The following is an 18,120-nucleotide window of genomic DNA, read 5'->3' as shown; positions in this document are numbered from 1 at the left end:
TTCCTGTTTGCGGAGCCATTACGACTCCGCTGTATTTAAATCTTCGTCAACCGGGTGCTTGCGGAAATAATACAGCAGCACGTAGACGACAGCTGCGCCTAACACGGCATAAACAAATGTGAAAAATAAGAACAGCACCCCGATCGAGCCAGTCGTTGTTACGACATCTGACGTTTTCAGCAGATGATAGATGACCCAAGGCTGCCTCCCCGTACATGCGAAAATCCAGCCGAATTCAATGCCGATGAGACTAAAAGGGCCTGCTGTCATGAAAATGATCAAAAGCCACGTTGGGAAACGGTCTTTCTTGAGCACCTTTCTCCAGACCACACCGATAATGGAATAAAGAATTAGCAGCATGCCTACACCAACCATCGCATTAAACAGCGTGTGAATGAAAAGCGGCGGCCATTCATCTCTCGGAAATGCATTTAATCCTTTTACAACAGTGTCAAAACGGTTCGCTGCCAAAAAGCTTAAAGCCCATGGAATCTCGATTGCCCATTTTACTTTTTCTTCATTCGGGTCGGTAAAACCGCCGATAGCGAGCGGGGCGTGGGATCTTGTTTCAAATAGGCCTTCCGCACCGGCTAATTTTTCGGGCTGGTATTCGTACAGCATCTGTGCAGATTCGTGTCCGTTCAAAGCGGTCAGCAATGAAAAAATACCGCCGATCGTCAGTGCGAGCAAAAGGGCTTTCCGGTGAAAGCGATAGACCCTTTCCTTTTTCCTCGTTCGGATCATTTTATACGCCGCAACAGAAGCCACGATAAACGCACCAGTCATAAACGCGGACAGCACGACATGGCCGGCAGTGATAAAAAAGCTAGGATTAAAAAACGCAGCCCACGGGTCAACATCTGTAATTTTTCCGTTTAAAATTTTAAAACCGGCGGGCGTACCTTCAAAAGCGTGAACATTCGTGATCAGAACAGCGGATGCTGCTGCCCCGACTAACACAAAGAAAACAGCAACAATCCTCATTGCAGGTGACAAACGGTCTGCAGCGTATACATAAATCGACATGAATAGGGCTTCAACAAAAAAAGCATAGATTTCAATTTGAAATGGCAGGGACATCACCCGGCCGATGACTTCCATAAATCCCGGCCATAAAAGCGCGAGCTGAGTGCCCGCGATCGTTCCGGTCGGTATGGCGACCCCCAGCAAAACGGCTTGTGCTTTCGTCCATCTTTTCGCCATGATCGCATAATGGTCATCTTTCGTTTTTTGATAGATCAATTCCGCCACTAAAATCATGAGCGGCAGACCGACTCCAAGTGTTGCGAAAATGATATGAAAGCCCATCGTCGTGCCAAAAAGGCTTCTGGCCAAAACTAAATCATCCACAATCGTAAACCACCTTTCCAAAAAGACGTTCTGTATGTATTTTGGGTTTATTATTTGCTTCCTCGGTTAGATTATTCTTCCTATTCTTAAATGCCATGAGGTTTACGATGTGAAACAGAGGGAAGGATATAAGAAGATTGACAAAACGTTTGTAAGGTTATAAAATAAAACGTAATTATTACGATTTATTGAAAGGAGATACCCATGAAAGAAGGAATTCATCCAAAGAACCACAAAGTGATATTTCAGGATGTCAACAGCGGCTACCGTTTTCTAAGCACCTCTACGAAAACATCTAATGAAACAGCAGAGTGGGAGGACGGAAACACATATCCTGTCATTAAAGTAGAGGTAAGCTCTGACACGCATCCGTTTTATACAGGCCGCCAGAAATTCAATGAAAAAGGCGGACGAGTTGAGCAGTTCAAAAAACGCTATAACATGGGGAAATAAGGCAGGCCTGAGGGTTTGTCTTTTTTTATTATGACGAATAAACAAGGGTTGTGATATATTGAAGAGTAAAAAGAATAGAAAGGGACAACGAACATGAGTCTTCTAAATGATATTCTCGAATTTAACAAGACATTTACTGAACAAAGAGAGTATGAAAAGTATCAAACATCAAAATTTCCAGATAAAAAAATGGCGATTCTTTCTTGCATGGATACTCGTCTGGTTGAACTGCTGCCGCATGCGATGAATTTGCGAAACGGTGATGTGAAAATCATTAAAAGTGCCGGTGCGCTTGTGACACACCCATTCGGAAGCATCATGAGAAGTATACTCGTCGCAGTGTACGAGCTGAATGCAGATGAGGTGTGTGTGATCGGGCATCACGATTGCGGCATGAGCAAAATCAGCAGCAAAAGCATGCTTGAAAAAATCAAAGCAAGAGGGATTCCGGAAGAACGCATCGAAACAATAAAGTACTCCGGTGTAGACTTTGATCAATGGTTTAAAAGCTTTGATTCAGTGGAAGCGAGTGTGAAAGACAGCGTAGATGTTATTAAACATCACCCGCTGTTCCCTGAAAACGTTCCGGTCCATGGCTTAGTCATTGATCCTAAAACCGGAAAACTGGATCTTATCGTAAACGGTTATAACAATTAATGTTTTTGTTTCTTTTCAGGAACGGGATCGACTCCTCCCGGATGGAACGGGTGGCATTTCAAAATCCGTTTGATTGTCAGCCATCCGCCTTTTAAAGCGCCATGTGTTTTAATCGCTTCGATTCCATATTGGGAACAGGTCGGATAAAAGCGGCACGTTGGCGGTGTCAGGGGCGAGATGAATTTTTGATATCCTCTGATCAGAGCGATGAATAGGGTTTTCATGTTTCTTCAGCAACCTTTCTGATGCAAGTATAAGAAAAAAAACACAGATTGAAAAGTTAATCAATAATTCTTATCGGAAAAGTATGTTATAATGAAATTACATTTTTAAAAAAGGGGAGAGTGCCATTATGCCTTCAGTAGAAAGTTTTGAGCTTGATCATAATGCGGTTGTTGCTCCATATGTAAGACATTGCGGCGTGCATAAAGTGGGAACAGACGGCGTTGTAAATAAATTTGACATTCGTTTTTGCCAGCCAAATAAACAGGCGATGAAGCCTGACACCATTCACACACTCGAGCATTTGCTCGCGTTTACGATTCGTTCTCACGCTGAGAAATACGATCATTTTGATATCATTGATATTTCTCCAATGGGCTGCCAGACAGGCTATTATCTAGTTGTGAGCGGAGAGCCGACATCAGCGGAAATCGTTGATCTGCTTGAAGACACAATGAAGGAAGCGGTAGAGATTACAGAAATACCTGCTGCGAATGAAAAGCAGTGCGGCCAAGCGAAGCTTCATGATCTGGAAGGCGCTAAACGTTTAATGCGTTTCTGGCTTTCACAGGATAAAGAAGAATTGCTAAAAGTATTTGGCTAAAATAGAAAGGACCTTTTTGCGCTTAAGCAAAAAGGTCTTTTTTGTGACGTCTCATATTTTGTGTACCATTTGCTGTAAGCGTTTGCTACTATTTAGGTAAACGATGAAAGGGTGATGGCATGAAAAAGATGTTGGTTGTTCTGCTTTTTTCTGCTTTATTGCTTAATGGATGCGGATCTGGTGAAAGTAAAGCAAATACAGCTGAGACGCCCGAGGTTTTGGATGTCAAGCTGACCGGGCCTGAAAAAGTAAATCCCGGAGAAAGCGCTGCTTATGAAGCAGCTGTATCATATGGTGATGAAGCTGTGACGGATGCCGATGAAGTAGAGTTTGAAGTATGGAAAGAAGGGGAAAAAGACGCAAGCCAAATGTTTAAGGTGAAACAAGAAAAAGGCGTATACCGATTGGAAACGACGTTTAAGGAAGATGGTGTATACACTGTCCAATCTCATGTCACAGCAAAAAAACAGCATAGCATGCCGACCTTAAAAGTCCAAGTCGGAGACGCCGATGCTGCCAGCAATCAGTCAGAAGAGGAGCATTCACATCATCATTGATTGTGTGAATCAGAGTGATTTTCTTGTGGTGGATCAATGGTATGCTTTACATTATAGGCTTTTACAGTCGTCCAAATGGTTACAAGCAAAACAGCCAGCACAATCAAAATACTTATCGTAATGAGAAGCGTCATGACATTCCACCTCCCGTTTTTTAACAATTGTAGCATAATAGAAGAAATCGTGACAGATAAGGGTAAAAAAGAGGTTTTAGCGTACGATATTAAGGGTATACATAGTCATATAACAAGGAGGAGATACCATGTCAGAACAATTGATTCAAGCAGTGAACAAACAAGTAGCCAACTGGACGGTCATGTATGTGAAACTACATAATTATCACTGGTATGTGAAAGGGAAAGATTTCTTCACTCTTCATGAAAAGTTTGAGGAGCTGTACAACGAAACAGCAACTTATATTGATGACTTAGCAGAACGTCTTTTGGCGCTGAACGGAAAACCGATTGCAACAATGAAGGAATCCTTAGAAACGGCTTCTGTCAAAGAAGCTGCTGGAAATGAAACAGCTGAACAAATGGTTCAAAGCGTATATGATGATTTCACAGTCATCGCGGAAGAGCTGAAAAACGGCATGGATTTAGCTGATGAAGTCGGTGACGAAACAACAGGGGACATGCTTCTTGCGATCCATCAAAATATTGAAAAACATAACTGGATGCTAAAAGCTTACCTAGGTTAAGTTCAAAAATAGAACGGCCGGATGTCTTAAAAAAGACGTCCGGCTTTTCTTTTTGTATCTGAAAAATAGGCGACAACCAGTCCATTTTTCTGAAAAATCCAATCCGTTCGGCTTGTTTACCATAGAATATCGTAAGGCCGTTTCTGTGAAAGGATGTTGGGATAAATGGATAGAGACTTTGGCATCTTTTCGTTTTTAGCAGTCAGCGTTTCAGCAGCGGGTTTTTTCTTTGGAGGTTTTCAGTATTCATTTCTGATTTTGCTCTCTCTTATGGCAATTGAATTTATCAGTACGACTTTGAAGGAAACCATTATTCACAAACTGTCATTTAAAAAGGTATTTGCCCGGCTTGTCAAAAAATTAGTCACGCTGGCTCTGATCTCTGTATGCCACTTTTTTGATCAGCTGCTGAATACACAGGGATCAATTCGTGACTTGGCTATTATGTTTTATATTCTTTATGAATCTGTGCAAATTGTTGTGACAGCCAGCTCTCTTGGCATACCGGTTCCTCAGATGCTTGTCGATCTTTTAGAAACGTTAAAAAATAAATTTAAGCGCAAACCGTAACTTTTCCCTGTTCGCGGGTCATAATAAAGCCCAGAGCGTCGGTCGCACTTTCCGGCAAAAGTATCGCAAAAAAACTGTACGAGCTAGTCTGCATGCAGAACCTGACGGCGTGCTGGGTTTCCCTTATTTTTTGATAAAAGGCTTCCGAAGAAACGTAACTGTGGTATGATGTATGGAAGATAGCTAGGAACGGATTTGAGGGATAAACATGTACGAGTTTAAAGATTATTATCAGAATACTGTTCAGCTTTCCTTTGACGATCAGCCTTTCTCGGACAGCCCGAAGCATGTCTGGGTGATTTGCCGTTTTGGCGGCAAATGGCTTTTAACAGAACATGAGGACAGAGGCTATGAGTTTCCAGGCGGGAAAGTAGAGCCGATGGAGTGCGCAGAAGAGGCTGCGCTCCGGGAAGTAAAGGAAGAGACGGGCGCGAGAGTCAAAAGCCTCAAGTATCTCGGACAGTATAAAGTTCTCGGAAAAGAAAAAGTGATTGTAAAAAATATATATTTTGCAGATATAGAAAAGCTTGAAAAGCAGGCTGATTACTTTGAAACGAAAGGCCCGGTTTTGTTTCACGAGCTGCCGGAGAACCTTTCCCGCAATAAAAAATTCAGCTTTATTATGAAGGATTCCGTTCTTCCGATCAGCTTGAAAAAACTGAAAGAATCTGGATGGATTGAATAAAAAACCCGGCACATGTGCCGGGTTTTTTATGTCCTCCCCTTCGTCCATTTCTTTTCCAGCAGCTCGACGCCCTGATACATCAGAGTGGCGAAGATGGCGATGATCAGCAGGCTTAAGAAGACGAGTGTAAAATTGAAGACTTGGAATCCGTAAATAATCATATATCCTAATCCGACCTTCGAAACGAGGAATTCCCCTACAATAACGCCAACCCATGATAAACCGACGTTCACTTTTAGTGTTGAAATAATCGCGGGGGAGGATGCAGGCAGTATGACTTCTTTAAAAATAACCCACTTTTTTGCGCCGAATGTTTTCATGACTTTCGTATAGTTTTCGTCGACCTCTTGGAAGGCGGTGTAGACAACGATGGTTGTGATAATGACGCTGATGATGGCTCCCATCGCAATGATGCTGATAAAACTGGGACCGAGCGCGACAATCAGGATCGGGCCCAGGGCCACTTTCGGCATTGCGTTCAAAATCACAAGATACGGATCTAAAATTCTGGCAAGTCGGTTAGACCACCATAACAAAGCGGCTAGGCACGTGCCCATAAACGTCCCGAGCAAAAAGCCAAGCACCGTTTCAAATAAAGTGACGCCGATGTGTGACAGTAAAGAACCGTCACCAAGTTTCTCCAGCAATAATCGCCACACAGCTGATGGAGAGCTGAAGATCAGCGGATCGATCCAGCCCTGCCTGCTGGAGATTTCCCAGCCCGAGAAAAAGAGAATAAATATGGCAAGCTGAAAGGAATGGACCTTCCACTTTTCCTTTTTCTGTTTGAATTGATACTGCTCGTGAAGCAGATCAATGGTTTCTTTGCTGTTTCTCAAGAGAATTCAGCTCCTTCCATATCGTTTGAAACAGTGTCTGGAAGGAAGGTTCCTGACGGGCGTCAAAAGGCAACATCGCGGCCAATTCCTTAGGAATGGTAAAAATCTGATGGATGGTGCCCGGCTGATTTGAAAATAAAAAGATCGTATCGCTCATCGCTATCGCTTCCCCTATATCATGAGTGACAAGCACTGCTGTTTTTTGATATTCCTTTAATGTGCGGAATACCAGGTTTTCCAAAGACAGCTTTGTCTGAAAATCAAGCGCGGAAAATGGCTCATCCAGCAAAAGCAGACTAGGGTTAGGCGCAAGTGTTCTTGCAAGCGCAGCCCGCTGGCGCATCCCGCCTGACAGTTCTTTCGGATATTTTTTCTCCACATCTATGAGGCCGAACTCCGGCAATAGACCGAGTGCAGCGGCTTTGCTTTCTTCTGTCAGCGTGTCGGCGATTTTTAAACCGAGAAGCACATTTTCCTCGATAGATTTCCAGGGAAATAAGTAATCCTGCTGAAGCATATAGCCAATATTATGTTCTTTTTGATTCGGCTCACGGCCTTCAATCAGAACTCTGCCTTCTGATGGCTCAATCAAACCGGCAATAATGGAAAGCAATGTTGTTTTTCCGCAGCCGCTTGGGCCGAGAAATGAGATGAAATCGCCTTTTTCGGCATCGAAATGAATATCCCGCACAGCCGTTGTTTTTTCTTTAATAGAAAAATAAGTATGGGTTACATGGTCGACATGTAAGAAAGACATAGATGGCGCCTCCTATTTCTCCGAGGTGACTTTTTCAGCAATTTCTTTATTTACAAGCTGATTGTATGGAATGTGCTTCGGCAGTTCTCCCGATTTATCCATAATGGTTTGGAGAAGCTCCCATTCTTTTTCGTTAAGCAGAGGGTCTGGTGAATATGAATGCTGTTTTTTATAGCGTTCAATGGATGTTTCGATGACGTCTGGGTCGGTATCATCAAATTCATCTTTAATGGCATCTGTGATGTCCTTCGCAGAATGATTTTCAACCCACTGCTGCGCCTTATAAATGGCTTTTGTAAACTTGACGGCTGTGTCTTCATTTTTCTTCAAATAGCTTTGTTTCGCCATAAAAGTCGTATAAGGAACCTCTCCTGATTCTTCTCCGAATGAAGCCACGATATGGCCGATGCCTTTTTTCTCAAAGAGAGAAGCCTGCGGTTCAAAGAGCTGTACATACTCACCGGTTCCAGAAGCAAACGCATTGGCAATATTGGCGAAGTCTATGTTCTGGATGAGGTCTATATCCTTATGCGGGTCAATCTTATGTTTGTTCAGTACATACTCGCCGACCATTTGCGGCATGCCGCCTTTTCGCTGACCGAGAAACGTTTTTCCTTTCAGCTGATCCCAGTCGAAGTGTTCAACATCTTCTCTCGCGACAAGAAACGTTCCGTCTGTCTGAGTCAGCTGGGCGAAATTAATGACGGGATCTTTAGCCCCTTGCGCTTCGACATAAATAGATGTTTCTGACCCGACAAGCGCGATGTCGGAGCCGTTGGAAAGAAGCGATGTCATCGTTTTATCTCCGCCCCAGGTCGTATTCACATCGACATCAAGCCCTTCTTCCTTAAAAAAACCTTTAGACTCAGCAACATATAAAGGTGCGTAAAAAATTGAATGGGTCACTTCAGCTACTTTGACTTTGGTGAGCGTTTCTTCCTGCTTGCAAGCCGCCAGGGCGAACATCAGAAAGATACTGCCGACACAGGCGAAGCCCAGCCTTAACCATCTGTTCACATAGACAACCTCCTTATTTCGCATCAAGTTAATATCCTTTTTTGCTTTACATATCGTATGATGGGTATAAAAATGTGTGAATGCCTAACCAGGTTCTCCGGATGTAATTTTGGAGTAAGGAAAGCATATAGAAAAAAGGAGGCGGCTGTTTTGATTGTAGAGAAAAGAAGATTTCCGTCGCCAAGCCAGCATGTGCGTTTGTATACGATCTGCTATCTGTCAAATGGATTACGGGTTAAGGGGCTTCTGGCTGAGCCGGCGGAACCGGGACAATATGACGGATTTTTATATTTGCGCGGCGGGATTAAAAGCGTGGGCATGGTTCGGCCGGGCCGGATTATCCAGTTTGCATCCCAAGGGTTTGTGGTGTTTGCTCCTTTTTACAGAGGCAATCAAGGAGGAGAAGGCAATGAGGATTTTGCCGGAGAAGACAGGGAGGATGCATTTTCTGCTTTTCGCCTGCTTCAGCAGCACCCAAATGTCAAGAAGGATAGAATCCATATCTTCGGTTTTTCCCGCGGCGGAATTATGGGAATGCTCACTGCGATCGAAATGGGCGGGCAGGCAGCTTCATTTGTTTCCTGGGGAGGCGTCAGTGATATGATTCTTACATACGAGGAGCGGCAGGATTTGCGGCGAATGATGAAAAGAGTCATCGGCGGAACACCGAAAAAGGTGCCTGAGGAATATCAATGGAGGACACCGTTTGACCAAGTAAACAAAATTCAGGCTCCCGTGCTGTTAATCCATGGAGAAAAAGACCAAAATGTTTCGATTCAGCATTCCTATTTATTAGAAGAGAAGCTAAAACAACTGCATAAGCCGGTGGAAACATGGTACTACAGTACATTCACACATTATTTCCCGCCAAAAGAAAACCGGCGTATCGTGCGGCAGCTCACACAATGGATGAAAAACCGCTGACAGTGAAATATGTTATGATAAAGAAAAAAGAGAACGAAAGGGGATTTCACTTTGGGAATGCCTGTTGAATTTAATACACTGATTGTGACAAAAGGAAAAGAAGTTCGCATAGATGAAAATATATTCACGTTAGAGAAGGACGGATACCGAGTATATCCGATGGAGATTCCAATGGATGTACGCAAAACAAAGTTTGGCGAAAAGTCAGGCACAGCTGAAGTGCAGAAGCTTCAATGGGAAGAAGGCCGGACCATCATTACATACAAGCTGACTTCTTTGCATTCCGTCAATTAAAACAAGCCAAGAGCATAATTGCTCTTGGCTTTTGTTTTTTATACGAGAGGGCCGCCTGCCTGGGCGATGGCATCGGTATGTGCGAACTTTTTAAAGTTCTCTTTGAATTCATTTGCAAGGTAGACTGCTTTTTCTTTGTATTCTTCCTTGTTGGTCCACGTGTTTTCAGGCTGAAGGATATGATCAGGAACGCCAGGAACATGGGCCGGAATGTGCAGGCCGAAAATATCGTCAGTTATCATTTCAGCATCCTCTAATTTGCCTTCAATCGCTGCTTTGACCATTGCTCTAGTGTAAGAAAGCTTCATTCGTTCGCCTGTGCCGTAGCCGCCCCCGGTCCATCCGGTATTGACTAAGAAAACGTCTGCGCCGTGTTCATCGATCTTTTTGCCGAGCATTTCAGCATAGACGTGAGCAGGAAGCGGCAGGAACGGTGAGCCGAAGCATGTAGAAAACGTCGTTTCAGGAGACGTGACACCACGTTCGGTTCCGGCAAGCTTACTCGTGTAACCGCTCAAAAAATGGTACATCGCCTGCTCCTTCGTTAGTTTGCTGATCGGCGGCAGGACTCCGAAGGCATCAGCCGTCAAAAATACAATGGCTGACGGATGGCCGGCCATGCTTGGAGTCACGATGTTATTAATCATATGAATCGGGTAAGCTGCCCGCGTGTTTTCAGTATAGAAGGAATCATCATAATTGGCTTCGCGTGTATCTTCATCCACAACGACATTTTCGAGAACAGACCCGAAGCGGATCGCGTTAAAGATTTGCGGCTCCTTTTCCTCGCTTAAATGAATACACTTAGCGTAGCATCCGCCTTCAATATTAAAGACGCCTGTATCAGACCAGCCATGTTCATCGTCACCGATCAGCTTGCGGTCAGCATCTGCCGACAGGGTGGTCTTTCCTGTTCCTGACAGTCCGAAGAAAAGGGCGACATCGCCTTTTTCACCGACATTGGCGGAGCAGTGCATAGATAAAATATCTCTTTCAGGCAGCAGGAAATTCATAATGGAGAAAATGGACTTCTTCATTTCACCGGCATACTCAGTTCCGCCGATTAAAATTGTCCGCTTTTCGAAAGAGACAATAATAAACGTTTCGGAATGAGTGCCGTCTGTTTTTGGATCCGCTTTGAAATGCGGAGCAGAAAGAATGGTGAACGGCTGCTCAACTGTTTTCTTATCATTTCCTTCCGGACGGATAAACAGCTGCCGCGCAAATAAATTGTGCCATGCGAACTCATTTACGACAGTGATCGGCAGCCTGTATTTCTCGTCTGCTCCGGCAAATCCTTCGAAAACAAACAGTTCATCTCGCTCCTTTAAATAGCTGACAACTTTCGTGTACAGCCGCTCAAACGCTTCTTCTGAAATCGGCTGATTCACCGGGCCCCAATCGATCTTATTTTTCGTGCTTTCTTCCTCCACGATGAATTTATCTTTAGGTGAGCGTCCTGTGTAAGCGCCTGTTGTCGCGCGAACAGCACCTGTGGATGTTAAAATGCCTTCGTTTCGGGAGAGGACTTTTTCTGTTAGCTGTGCTGCTGATAAATTATGACGCACATTTGGACATGTTAATAAGGCTTGTAAATCAGCGGTCAAATCAACTGAGTTCATATGAAACCTTCCTTTATCGTTTTTTGTGTTTTGCTAATTGTGAATTAGTATAACATATATTTTCAAATAGTCTATACTATTTATTGTTTTTTGTGTGTGCATTTCCATTGTTTTCCCTCAATATAGGTGCCTATTTCTTCTGAATCATATTGACATTGCAAACCCTTTTACGATAAGATATTTCATTGAGCGGATACTCTTATCCCGAGCTGGCGGAGGGACAGGCCCTATGAAGCCCAGCAACCGGTTTCTCTGTTATTTATTATGTTCAACTGAGTGAGACAACCAAGGTGCTAACCTGTTGCAAGGTTGTATGATTCCTTGAGCGATAAGAGTGAAAGGCACAAAGACCAAACCCTTTCCTCGATGGAAAAGGTTTTTTTATTTCATAAATATGCCAATTAACATTCTCTAATATAACTGTACATTGTATAAGAGGGAGCGAGTTCCGTATCATATATACAAGGTCTTTCGGGAGGCCTTGTGCAGGAGGAAGCAAATCATGAGTAAAAATCGTCGTTTATTTACATCAGAATCTGTTACGGAGGGGCATCCGGATAAAATCTGTGACCAGATTTCTGACAGCATTTTAGATGAAATTTTAAAGAAAGACCCTAACGCGCGTGTTGCTTGTGAAACATCTGTGACAACAGGTTTGGTTCTTGTAAGCGGAGAGATCACAACTTCTACGTATGTTGACATTCCGAAAACGGTTCGCCAAACCATTAAAGAAATCGGATACACACGTGCAAAATACGGATTTGATGCGGAAACTTGTGCGGTTTTAACATCAATTGATGAGCAGTCTGCTGATATCGCGATGGGCGTAGACCAAGCGCTTGAAGCCCGTGAAGGCACAATGAGCGACGAAGAAATTGAAGCGATTGGTGCGGGTGACCAAGGATTAATGTTCGGTTATGCGTGCAACGAAACGAAAGAGCTTATGCCTCTTCCAATTTCACTTGCCCATAAATTAGCCCGCCGCCTAAGTGAAGTCCGTAAAGAAGATATTCTTCCGTACCTTCGCCCTGACGGCAAAACACAGGTAACGGTTGAGTACGATGAAAATAACAAACCAGTCCGCATTGACGCGATTGTTATTTCAACTCAGCATCACCCTGAAATTACACTTGAGCAAATTCAGCGCAACATTAAAGAACATGTAATCAATCCGGTTGTTCCTGAAGAGCTGATTGATGAAGAAACAAAATATTTCATCAACCCTACAGGACGTTTCGTAATCGGAGGCCCTCAAGGGGATGCGGGACTTACAGGACGCAAAATCATCGTTGATACGTACGGCGGCTATGCACGCCACGGCGGAGGCGCGTTCTCAGGTAAGGACGCGACGAAGGTAGACCGTTCTGCAGCTTATGCGGCAAGATACGTTGCGAAAAACATCGTTGCGGCTGAGCTTGCTGATTCTTGCGAAGTACAGCTTGCTTACGCGATCGGTGTTGCACAGCCTGTGTCAATCTCAATCAACACATTCGGTTCAGGAAAAGCTTCTGAGGAAAAACTGATTGAAGTTGTTCGCAATAACTTTGATTTACGACCTGCCGGCATTATCAAAATGCTTGATTTGCGCCGTCCGATCTATAAACAAACTGCTGCGTACGGCCACTTTGGACGTCACGATGTTGACCTTCCATGGGAGCGCACAGACAAAGCGGAGCAGCTGCGTAAAGAAGCGTTAGGAGAATAATTTTATAGCCGCTTACTGGTTAAGCGGCTTTCCCTTTTTTATCGTTGTATTCATGTTTATTTTTTTACATAACTGTGAAACCAAATACTATTCACAGCGTCTATAAATAGGGGTTCAATGATGACAATTTTAATTATGGAGGCAATACTATGTGTGGATTTGTCGGGGTTTTTAACAAGCATCCGTTAGCTCAAACCGCTGATCAAGAAGAACTAATCAAACAAATGAACCAAATGATCGTTCACCGCGGTCCTGACAGTGATGGATATTTCCATGATGAGCACGTCGGCTTCGGATTCAGACGGCTCAGCATTATTGATGTAGAAAATGGTGGACAGCCTTTATCATATGAAGATGAAACATATTGGATTATCTTTAACGGAGAAATCTATAACTATATCGAACTGAGAGAAGAACTTGAAGCAAAGGGGTACACATTCAACACGGATTCGGACACAGAGGTTCTTCTTGCGACTTACCGTCACTATAAAGAAGAAGCGGCGTCCAAACTGCGCGGTATGTTTGCCTTTCTGATTTGGAATAAAAACGATCATGTGCTTTATGGGGCAAGAGATCCATTCGGCATTAAACCGTTGTACTACACAACGATCAATGATCAGGTTTATTTTGCCTCAGAGAGAAAAAGTTTAATGGTTGCTCAGAATGATATTGAAATAGATAAAGAGGCATTGCAGCAGTACATGTCTTTCCAATTTGTTCCTGAACCAAGCACGCTTGATGCCCATGTGAAAAAAGTAGAGCCGGGTTCACAATTCACAATCCGCCCGGACGGCGATATCACATTCAAAACGTATTTCAAAGCGAACTTCAAGCCGGTTCAGACTGAAGAAGACAAGCTTGTGAAAGAAGTCCGAGACGCGATCTATGACTCTGTAAACGTTCATATGAGAAGTGACGTTCCTGTCGGTTCGTTCCTGTCTGGCGGGATTGATTCTTCCTTTATTGTGTCTGTTGCGAAGGAATTTCATCCAAGCTTAAAAACATTCTCTGTCGGCTTTGAACAGCAGGGCTTCAGTGAGGTTGATGTAGCGAAAGAAACGGCAGCGGCGCTGGGCATTGAAAATATCAGCAAAGTCATTTCGCCTGAGGAATACATGAATGAGCTTCCGAAGATCGTATGGCATTTTGATGACCCGCTTGCTGATCCGGCAGCGATTCCGTTGTACTTTGTTGCAAAAGAAGCAAAAAAACATGTTACGGTTGCTTTATCAGGTGAAGGAGCGGATGAGCTCTTCGGCGGATATAACATTTACCGTGAACCGCTTTCGCTTAAACCGTTTGAACGGATTCCGTCCGGCTTGAAAAAGATGCTTCTGCACGTTGCTGCCGTTATGCCTGAAGGTATGAGAGGGAAGAGCCTGCTTGAGCGCGGCTGCACTCCGCTTCAGGATCGTTATATCGGTAACGCGAAAATCTTTGAAGAGTCTGTCAAAAAGCAGCTGTTGAAGCATTATAATCCGAACCTTTCATATCGCGATGTGACGAAGACTTACTTTACAGAAAGCAGCTCGTACAGCGATATCAACAAAATGCAGTATGTCGATATCCACACTTGGATGCGCGGCGACATTTTGTTAAAGGCGGATAAAATGACGATGGCGAATTCTTTGGAACTGCGTGTGCCGTTCTTGGATAAAGTCGTATTCGACGTCGCTTCAAAAATTCCTGATGAGCTGAAAACGAAGAACGGCACGACGAAGTATCTTCTTCGCAAAGCCGCTGAAGGAATTGTGCCTGAGCACGTATTAAACCGCAAAAAGCTTGGTTTCCCTGTACCGATCCGTCATTGGCTGAAAAACGAAATGAACGAATGGGTGCGGAATATTATTCAAGAAAGCCAAACGGATGCTTATATCCATAAGGATTATGTCCTTCAGCTTCTTGAAGACCATTGTGCGGACAAGGCTGATAACAGCCGTAAAATTTGGACTGTGCTAATCTTTATGATCTGGCACAGCATCAATATTGAAAAACGGTATATGCCTGAAGAGCTGAGCCATCAGCCTAAAGAAGTCATCTTTGTGTAACAGACAACAAGGCTTTCGAGTAGTCGAAAGCCTTGTTGTTATCCTTTTATTTCTCCATCATCATTGATTTACCCAATCCGTACGGAATATTCAGAAAAATGATATAATGATATTTTTTTCTAGGGGAGAAGAAGCATGCAAAAACAAAAACAAGAGCTGCACCGCGGACTCGAAGAAAGGCATATTTCTTTAATGTCTTTAGGAGCTGCTATAGGAGTAGGGTTGTTCCTCGGCTCCGCATCAGCTATTCAATTAGCAGGGCCTGGTATTTTGGTAGCGTATGCCGCAAGCGGCCTGGTCATGTTTTTTATTATGAGAGCGCTTGGGGAAATGGCCATTCAAAAACCGGTCGCAGGCTCCTTCAGCAGGTATGCGCGTGATTATTTGGGACCGCTTGCAGGCTATTTAACAGGTTGGAACTACTGGTTTTTATGGGTTGTCACCTGTATGGCCGAAATCACTGCTGTCGGCATCTATATGGGGTTCTGGTTTCCGGACGTGCCAAACTGGATTTGGGCGTTATCGGCACTGGTCATTATGACGGGTGTTAATTTCCTGGCTGTCAAAGCTTACGGCGAGCTGGAATTTTGGTTCGCATTGATTAAAATTGTTGCAATCTTATCCATGATTGCTGTCGGTTTATTGATGATTATTGCAGGAGTCGGCAATGGGGGCATTGCAACCGGAATCAGCAATTTGTGGAACAACGGAGGATTTTTCCCTCATGGATTAAAAGGGGTTTTATTGTCTCTTCAAATGGTCATGTTCGCCTATTTAGGGATTGAAATGATCGGGGTGACGGCTGGCGAAGTAAAAAACCCGCAAAAATCGTTAGCCAAAGCAATCGATACAGTATTTTGGCGGATTTTGATTTTTTATGTAGGCGCTTTATTTGTCATTATGTCTATTTATCCGTGGCAGGAAATTGGCTCTCAAGGAAGTCCATTTGTTCTCACATTTCAAAAAGTGGGCATTCCATCGGCCGCAGGTATCATTAACTTTGTCGTGTTGACAGCCGCGCTGTCTTCATGCAACAGTGGTATTTTCAGCACAGGGCGGATGCTGTTTAACTTGGCGGAACAGAAAGAGGCGCCACAAGCATATGGTCAGCTGACGAAAGGCGGCATCCCGGGTAAAGCTGTTCTGGCTTCAGCGGGCGCTTTATTAGTCGGAGTGCTGTTAAACTATGTTGTCCCTGCGAAGGTATTTACTTGGGTTACAAGTATTGCGACGTTCGGAGCGATTTGGACGTGGGCAATCATTTTGCTTTCTCAAATAAAATACAGGAAAAGTTTGAAGCCGGAAGAAAAGAAACAATTAAAGTACAAAATGCCTTTATTTCCGTTTACGTCTTATGTGTCATTGGCATTTCTAGCATTCGTCGTCATTCTTATGGCTTACAGCCCTGATACAAGAGTAGCCGTGATTATCGGGCCGATATGGTTTCTCATCTTGCTGGCTGTGTACTATGGAAAAGGGTTTCATAAAAAAAATGCGGCTGCTGCCAGCGAACGAAATATCAGCTGACAAAAAGAGCTCCCAGTGGGCTCTTTTTGTGTGTGCTCATAGAAAATAGAGAACAGGAAAGAATAGGTATGTGTTTTTGCAGAGGCTGTTTATAGTTTTGTGATAAGATAAAAGTCATACGTTTCATGCTATATGTGAACGTTTTATGGAAAAATCGAAACCCGAACTGTATGACGTCCGGGTTAACGATGGTTATTGCTTTCAAATATAATTTGAAAAATGGTAAAGTAAGACGAAGCAGGTCTTATGTTTGTTGAAGAAATTTATAATATTGGCCCTTTTCTACATATTCTGACCGTATTCTTTGCATATCTTTTCGGTCTTCTTCCGTCAAAGGGCGGATGACTTTTGCAGGGCGGCCAAAGGCGAGATGGCCAGGCGGAATGATTTTTCCGGGCGGGACAAGACTGCCGGCACCAATAAAAGCGCCTTCGCCAATTTCGGCTCCGTCTAAAATGATTGAGCCCATCCCGATTAAGGCGTTCTTGCGGATAACAGCGCTATGAAGTGTAACCTGATGGCCTATCGTGGCGTCATCTTCAATGAGTAGCGTCTTGTTCGGGCTTTGATGGAGGCAGCTTAAATCTTGGATATTGACTCTGTTTCCGATTCTGGTCGGCGCAACATCTCCCCTTATGACAACAGAAAACCAAATGCTGGACTGTTCTCCGATCACGACATCACCGGTAATTGTTGCATTATCAGCTATAAAGGCTGTTGGGTGGATATCTGGCTTGTGTTCCTTATAAGGGTAGATCATAAGATTCATCCTTCTTTCTCTATTTAAATTTCGTATGAGGTGAAGATCATGTGGACCTGGAAAGCAGACAGACCTGTTGCCGTGATTGTAATCATTCACGGGGCAAGTGAATATCACGGACGATATAAATGGCTGATTGAAATGTGGCGGTCTTCGGGTTATCACGTTGTCATGGGCGATTTGCCTGGACAGGGAACAACGACAAGAGCGAGAGGGCATATTCGCTCGTTTCAAGAATACATTGATGAAGTAGATGCTTGGATAGATAAAGCGCGAACCTTTGATCTTCCGGTTTTTCTTCTAGGTCACAGCATGGGCGGTCTGGTCGCGATTGAATGGGTTAAACAGCAAAGAAATCCCCGGATTACGGGAATTATTTTATCATCACCGTGTCTCGGACTGCAAATTAAAGTGAATAAAGCGCTTGATCTTGCATCAAAAGGCCTGAATGTCATCGCTCCGTCACTTAAGGTTGATTCGGGATTATCAATTGATATGGCGACGCGCAATGAGGACGTCATCGAAGCTGACCAAAATGATTCGTTATACGTCAGGAAAGTTTCTGTCAGATGGTACAGAGAGCTTTTAAAGACAATTGAATCGGCAATGGTGCCGACAGAGGCATTTTTGAAAGTTCCGCTTCTTGTGATGCAAGCCGGTGATGACAAGCTTGTTGACAAAACGATGGTCATCAAGTGGTTTAATGGTGTTGCTTCTCATAATAAAGCATACAGAGAGTGGGAAGGGCTTTACCATGAGATCTTCAATGAACCCGAGAGAGAAGATGTTTTTAAAGCAGCAAGAGCGTTTACTGATCAATATATTTGAA

The 18,120-nt window shown here is 43.7% G+C and carries 21 protein-coding genes and 1 riboswitch; of the genes, 13 read left to right on the top strand and 8 right to left on the bottom strand.

Annotated elements, in window-relative coordinates; all coding sequences use genetic code 11:
• Positions 1–18: 18 nt before the first annotated feature.
• Positions 19–1,350, bottom strand: a complete 1,332-nt coding sequence (locus NST22_RS15955; RefSeq protein WP_004399130.1) for a cytochrome ubiquinol oxidase subunit I — start codon at positions 1,348–1,350, stop codon at positions 19–21.
• A gap of 204 nt (positions 1,351–1,554) precedes the next feature.
• Between NST22_RS15955 and NST22_RS15950 the strand changes: the two genes are divergently transcribed.
• Together NST22_RS15950 and NST22_RS15945 are read left to right on the top strand one after the other, a co-directional pair.
• A complete protein-coding gene (locus tag NST22_RS15950; RefSeq protein ID WP_003219346.1) occupies positions 1,555–1,803 on the top strand; it encodes a type B 50S ribosomal protein L31 in 249 nt (82 codons plus the stop codon).
• 93 nt (positions 1,804–1,896) lie between these two features.
• A complete protein-coding gene (locus NST22_RS15945) occupies positions 1,897–2,460 on the top strand; it encodes a carbonic anhydrase (RefSeq protein ID WP_003229074.1) in 564 nt (187 codons plus the stop codon).
• Here the strand turns inward: NST22_RS15945 and yidD are convergent.
• Positions 2,457–2,684 carry a membrane protein insertion efficiency factor YidD gene (gene yidD, locus NST22_RS15940; RefSeq protein ID WP_003229076.1) on the bottom strand — a complete coding sequence of 76 codons (228 nt, stop codon included), beginning with the start codon at positions 2,682–2,684 and terminating at the stop codon, positions 2,457–2,459. The two genes, NST22_RS15945 and yidD, sit on opposite strands and share 4 nt — an antisense overlap.
• Positions 2,685–2,812: 128 nt before the next feature.
• On the opposite strand from yidD, the gene NST22_RS15935 reads away from it, so the two are divergent.
• Together NST22_RS15935 and NST22_RS15930 are read left to right on the top strand one after the other, a co-directional pair.
• Positions 2,813–3,286: an S-ribosylhomocysteine lyase gene (locus NST22_RS15935; protein WP_003219361.1), complete on the top strand. Its 474-nt coding sequence runs from the start codon at positions 2,813–2,815 to the stop codon at positions 3,284–3,286.
• A 119-nt stretch (positions 3,287–3,405) separates the two neighbouring features.
• Positions 3,406–3,843: a FixH family protein gene (locus NST22_RS15930; protein ID WP_004398648.1), complete on the top strand. Its 438-nt coding sequence runs from the start codon at positions 3,406–3,408 to the stop codon at positions 3,841–3,843.
• Here NST22_RS15930 and ytzI read toward each other — a convergent pair.
• A complete protein-coding gene (gene ytzI, locus NST22_RS15925) occupies positions 3,837–3,977 on the bottom strand; it encodes a YtzI protein (protein WP_003229081.1) in 141 nt (46 codons plus the stop codon). The two genes, NST22_RS15930 and ytzI, sit on opposite strands and share 7 nt — an antisense overlap.
• A gap of 128 nt (positions 3,978–4,105) precedes the next feature.
• Here ytzI and NST22_RS15920 point away from each other — a divergent pair, with 128 nt between their 5' ends.
• The 3 genes from NST22_RS15920 to ytkD all read left to right on the top strand — a co-directional run bounded on the left by NST22_RS15920 (position 4,106) and on the right by ytkD (position 5,798).
• A complete protein-coding gene (locus NST22_RS15920) occupies positions 4,106–4,543 on the top strand; it encodes a Dps family protein (RefSeq protein WP_003229083.1) in 438 nt (145 codons plus the stop codon).
• A gap of 165 nt (positions 4,544–4,708) precedes the next feature.
• Positions 4,709–5,113 (top strand): holin family protein, encoded by a 405-nt coding sequence (locus tag NST22_RS15915; RefSeq protein WP_003229085.1) that lies wholly within the window; start codon positions 4,709–4,711, stop codon positions 5,111–5,113.
• Positions 5,114–5,321: 208 nt separating this feature from the next.
• Positions 5,322–5,798 carry an RNA deprotection pyrophosphohydrolase gene (gene ytkD / locus NST22_RS15910; protein ID WP_003229087.1) on the top strand — a complete coding sequence of 159 codons (477 nt, stop codon included), beginning with the start codon at positions 5,322–5,324 and terminating at the stop codon, positions 5,796–5,798.
• A gap of 26 nt (positions 5,799–5,824) precedes the next feature.
• On the opposite strand, the gene NST22_RS15905 is transcribed toward ytkD, so the two are convergent.
• From NST22_RS15905 to NST22_RS15895, 3 genes are read right to left on the bottom strand one after another with little or no spacing between them, the layout of a single operon-like run.
• Positions 5,825–6,637, bottom strand: a complete 813-nt coding sequence (locus NST22_RS15905) for an ABC transporter permease (protein ID WP_003229090.1) — start codon at positions 6,635–6,637, stop codon at positions 5,825–5,827.
• Entirely contained in the window at positions 6,612–7,394 is a 783-nt protein-coding gene (locus tag NST22_RS15900) for an ABC transporter ATP-binding protein (RefSeq protein WP_003229092.1), read from the bottom strand. The genes NST22_RS15905 and NST22_RS15900 overlap by 26 nt, the downstream gene beginning before the upstream one ends.
• A gap of 12 nt (positions 7,395–7,406) precedes the next feature.
• The gene (locus NST22_RS15895; protein ID WP_003245977.1) at positions 7,407–8,411 is read right to left on the bottom strand and encodes an ABC transporter substrate-binding protein; all 1,005 of its coding nucleotides are present in this window, start codon (positions 8,409–8,411) and stop codon (positions 7,407–7,409) included.
• A gap of 150 nt (positions 8,412–8,561) precedes the next feature.
• On the opposite strand from NST22_RS15895, the gene NST22_RS15890 reads away from it, so the two are divergent.
• Both NST22_RS15890 and NST22_RS15885 read left to right on the top strand, forming a co-directional pair.
• Positions 8,562–9,335 (top strand): prolyl oligopeptidase family serine peptidase, encoded by a 774-nt coding sequence (locus NST22_RS15890; RefSeq protein WP_003246204.1) that lies wholly within the window; start codon positions 8,562–8,564, stop codon positions 9,333–9,335.
• Between the two features lie 51 nt (positions 9,336–9,386).
• A complete protein-coding gene (locus NST22_RS15885) occupies positions 9,387–9,629 on the top strand; it encodes a DUF2584 domain-containing protein (RefSeq protein ID WP_004398611.1) in 243 nt (80 codons plus the stop codon).
• Positions 9,630–9,667: 38 nt separating this feature from the next.
• Here NST22_RS15885 and pckA read toward each other — a convergent pair whose 3' ends face one another.
• On the bottom strand, positions 9,668–11,251 hold the full coding sequence (pckA, locus tag NST22_RS15880) for a phosphoenolpyruvate carboxykinase (ATP) (protein ID WP_003229100.1): 1,584 nt from the start codon (positions 11,249–11,251) through the stop codon (positions 9,668–9,670).
• Positions 11,252–11,447: 196 nt separating this feature from the next.
• A riboswitch (SAM riboswitch) is annotated at positions 11,448–11,586 on the top strand.
• Between the two features lie 167 nt (positions 11,587–11,753).
• Between pckA and metK the strand changes: the two genes are divergently transcribed.
• The 3 genes from metK to alaP all read left to right on the top strand — a co-directional run bounded on the left by metK (position 11,754) and on the right by alaP (position 16,531).
• On the top strand, positions 11,754–12,956 hold the full coding sequence (metK, locus tag NST22_RS15875; protein ID WP_003229102.1) for a methionine adenosyltransferase: 1,203 nt from the start codon (positions 11,754–11,756) through the stop codon (positions 12,954–12,956).
• Between the two features lie 149 nt (positions 12,957–13,105).
• The gene (gene asnB, locus NST22_RS15870; protein WP_004398625.1) at positions 13,106–15,004 is read left to right on the top strand and encodes an asparagine synthase (glutamine-hydrolyzing); all 1,899 of its coding nucleotides are present in this window, start codon (positions 13,106–13,108) and stop codon (positions 15,002–15,004) included.
• 135 nt (positions 15,005–15,139) lie between these two features.
• Positions 15,140–16,531 carry an alanine permease AlaP gene (gene alaP / locus NST22_RS15865; protein WP_003229105.1) on the top strand — a complete coding sequence of 464 codons (1,392 nt, stop codon included), beginning with the start codon at positions 15,140–15,142 and terminating at the stop codon, positions 16,529–16,531.
• Between the two features lie 244 nt (positions 16,532–16,775).
• On the opposite strand, the gene NST22_RS15860 is transcribed toward alaP, so the two are convergent.
• Positions 16,776–17,291 carry a gamma carbonic anhydrase family protein gene (locus NST22_RS15860; RefSeq protein WP_004399093.1) on the bottom strand — a complete coding sequence of 172 codons (516 nt, stop codon included), beginning with the start codon at positions 17,289–17,291 and terminating at the stop codon, positions 16,776–16,778.
• A 48-nt stretch (positions 17,292–17,339) separates the two neighbouring features.
• Between NST22_RS15860 and ytpA the strand changes: the two genes are divergently transcribed.
• Positions 17,340–18,119: a phospholipase YtpA gene (gene ytpA / locus NST22_RS15855; protein WP_004398545.1), complete on the top strand. Its 780-nt coding sequence runs from the start codon at positions 17,340–17,342 to the stop codon at positions 18,117–18,119.
• Position 18,120: the final 1 nt, after the last annotated feature.

Source organism: Bacillus sp. PS237, assembly GCF_037963345.1.
Classification (GTDB): Bacteria; Bacillota; Bacilli; order Bacillales; family Bacillaceae; genus Bacillus; species Bacillus subtilis.
Note: the sequence above shows the minus strand (reverse complement) of the source record. Positions and strands in the feature narration are given on the sequence as shown.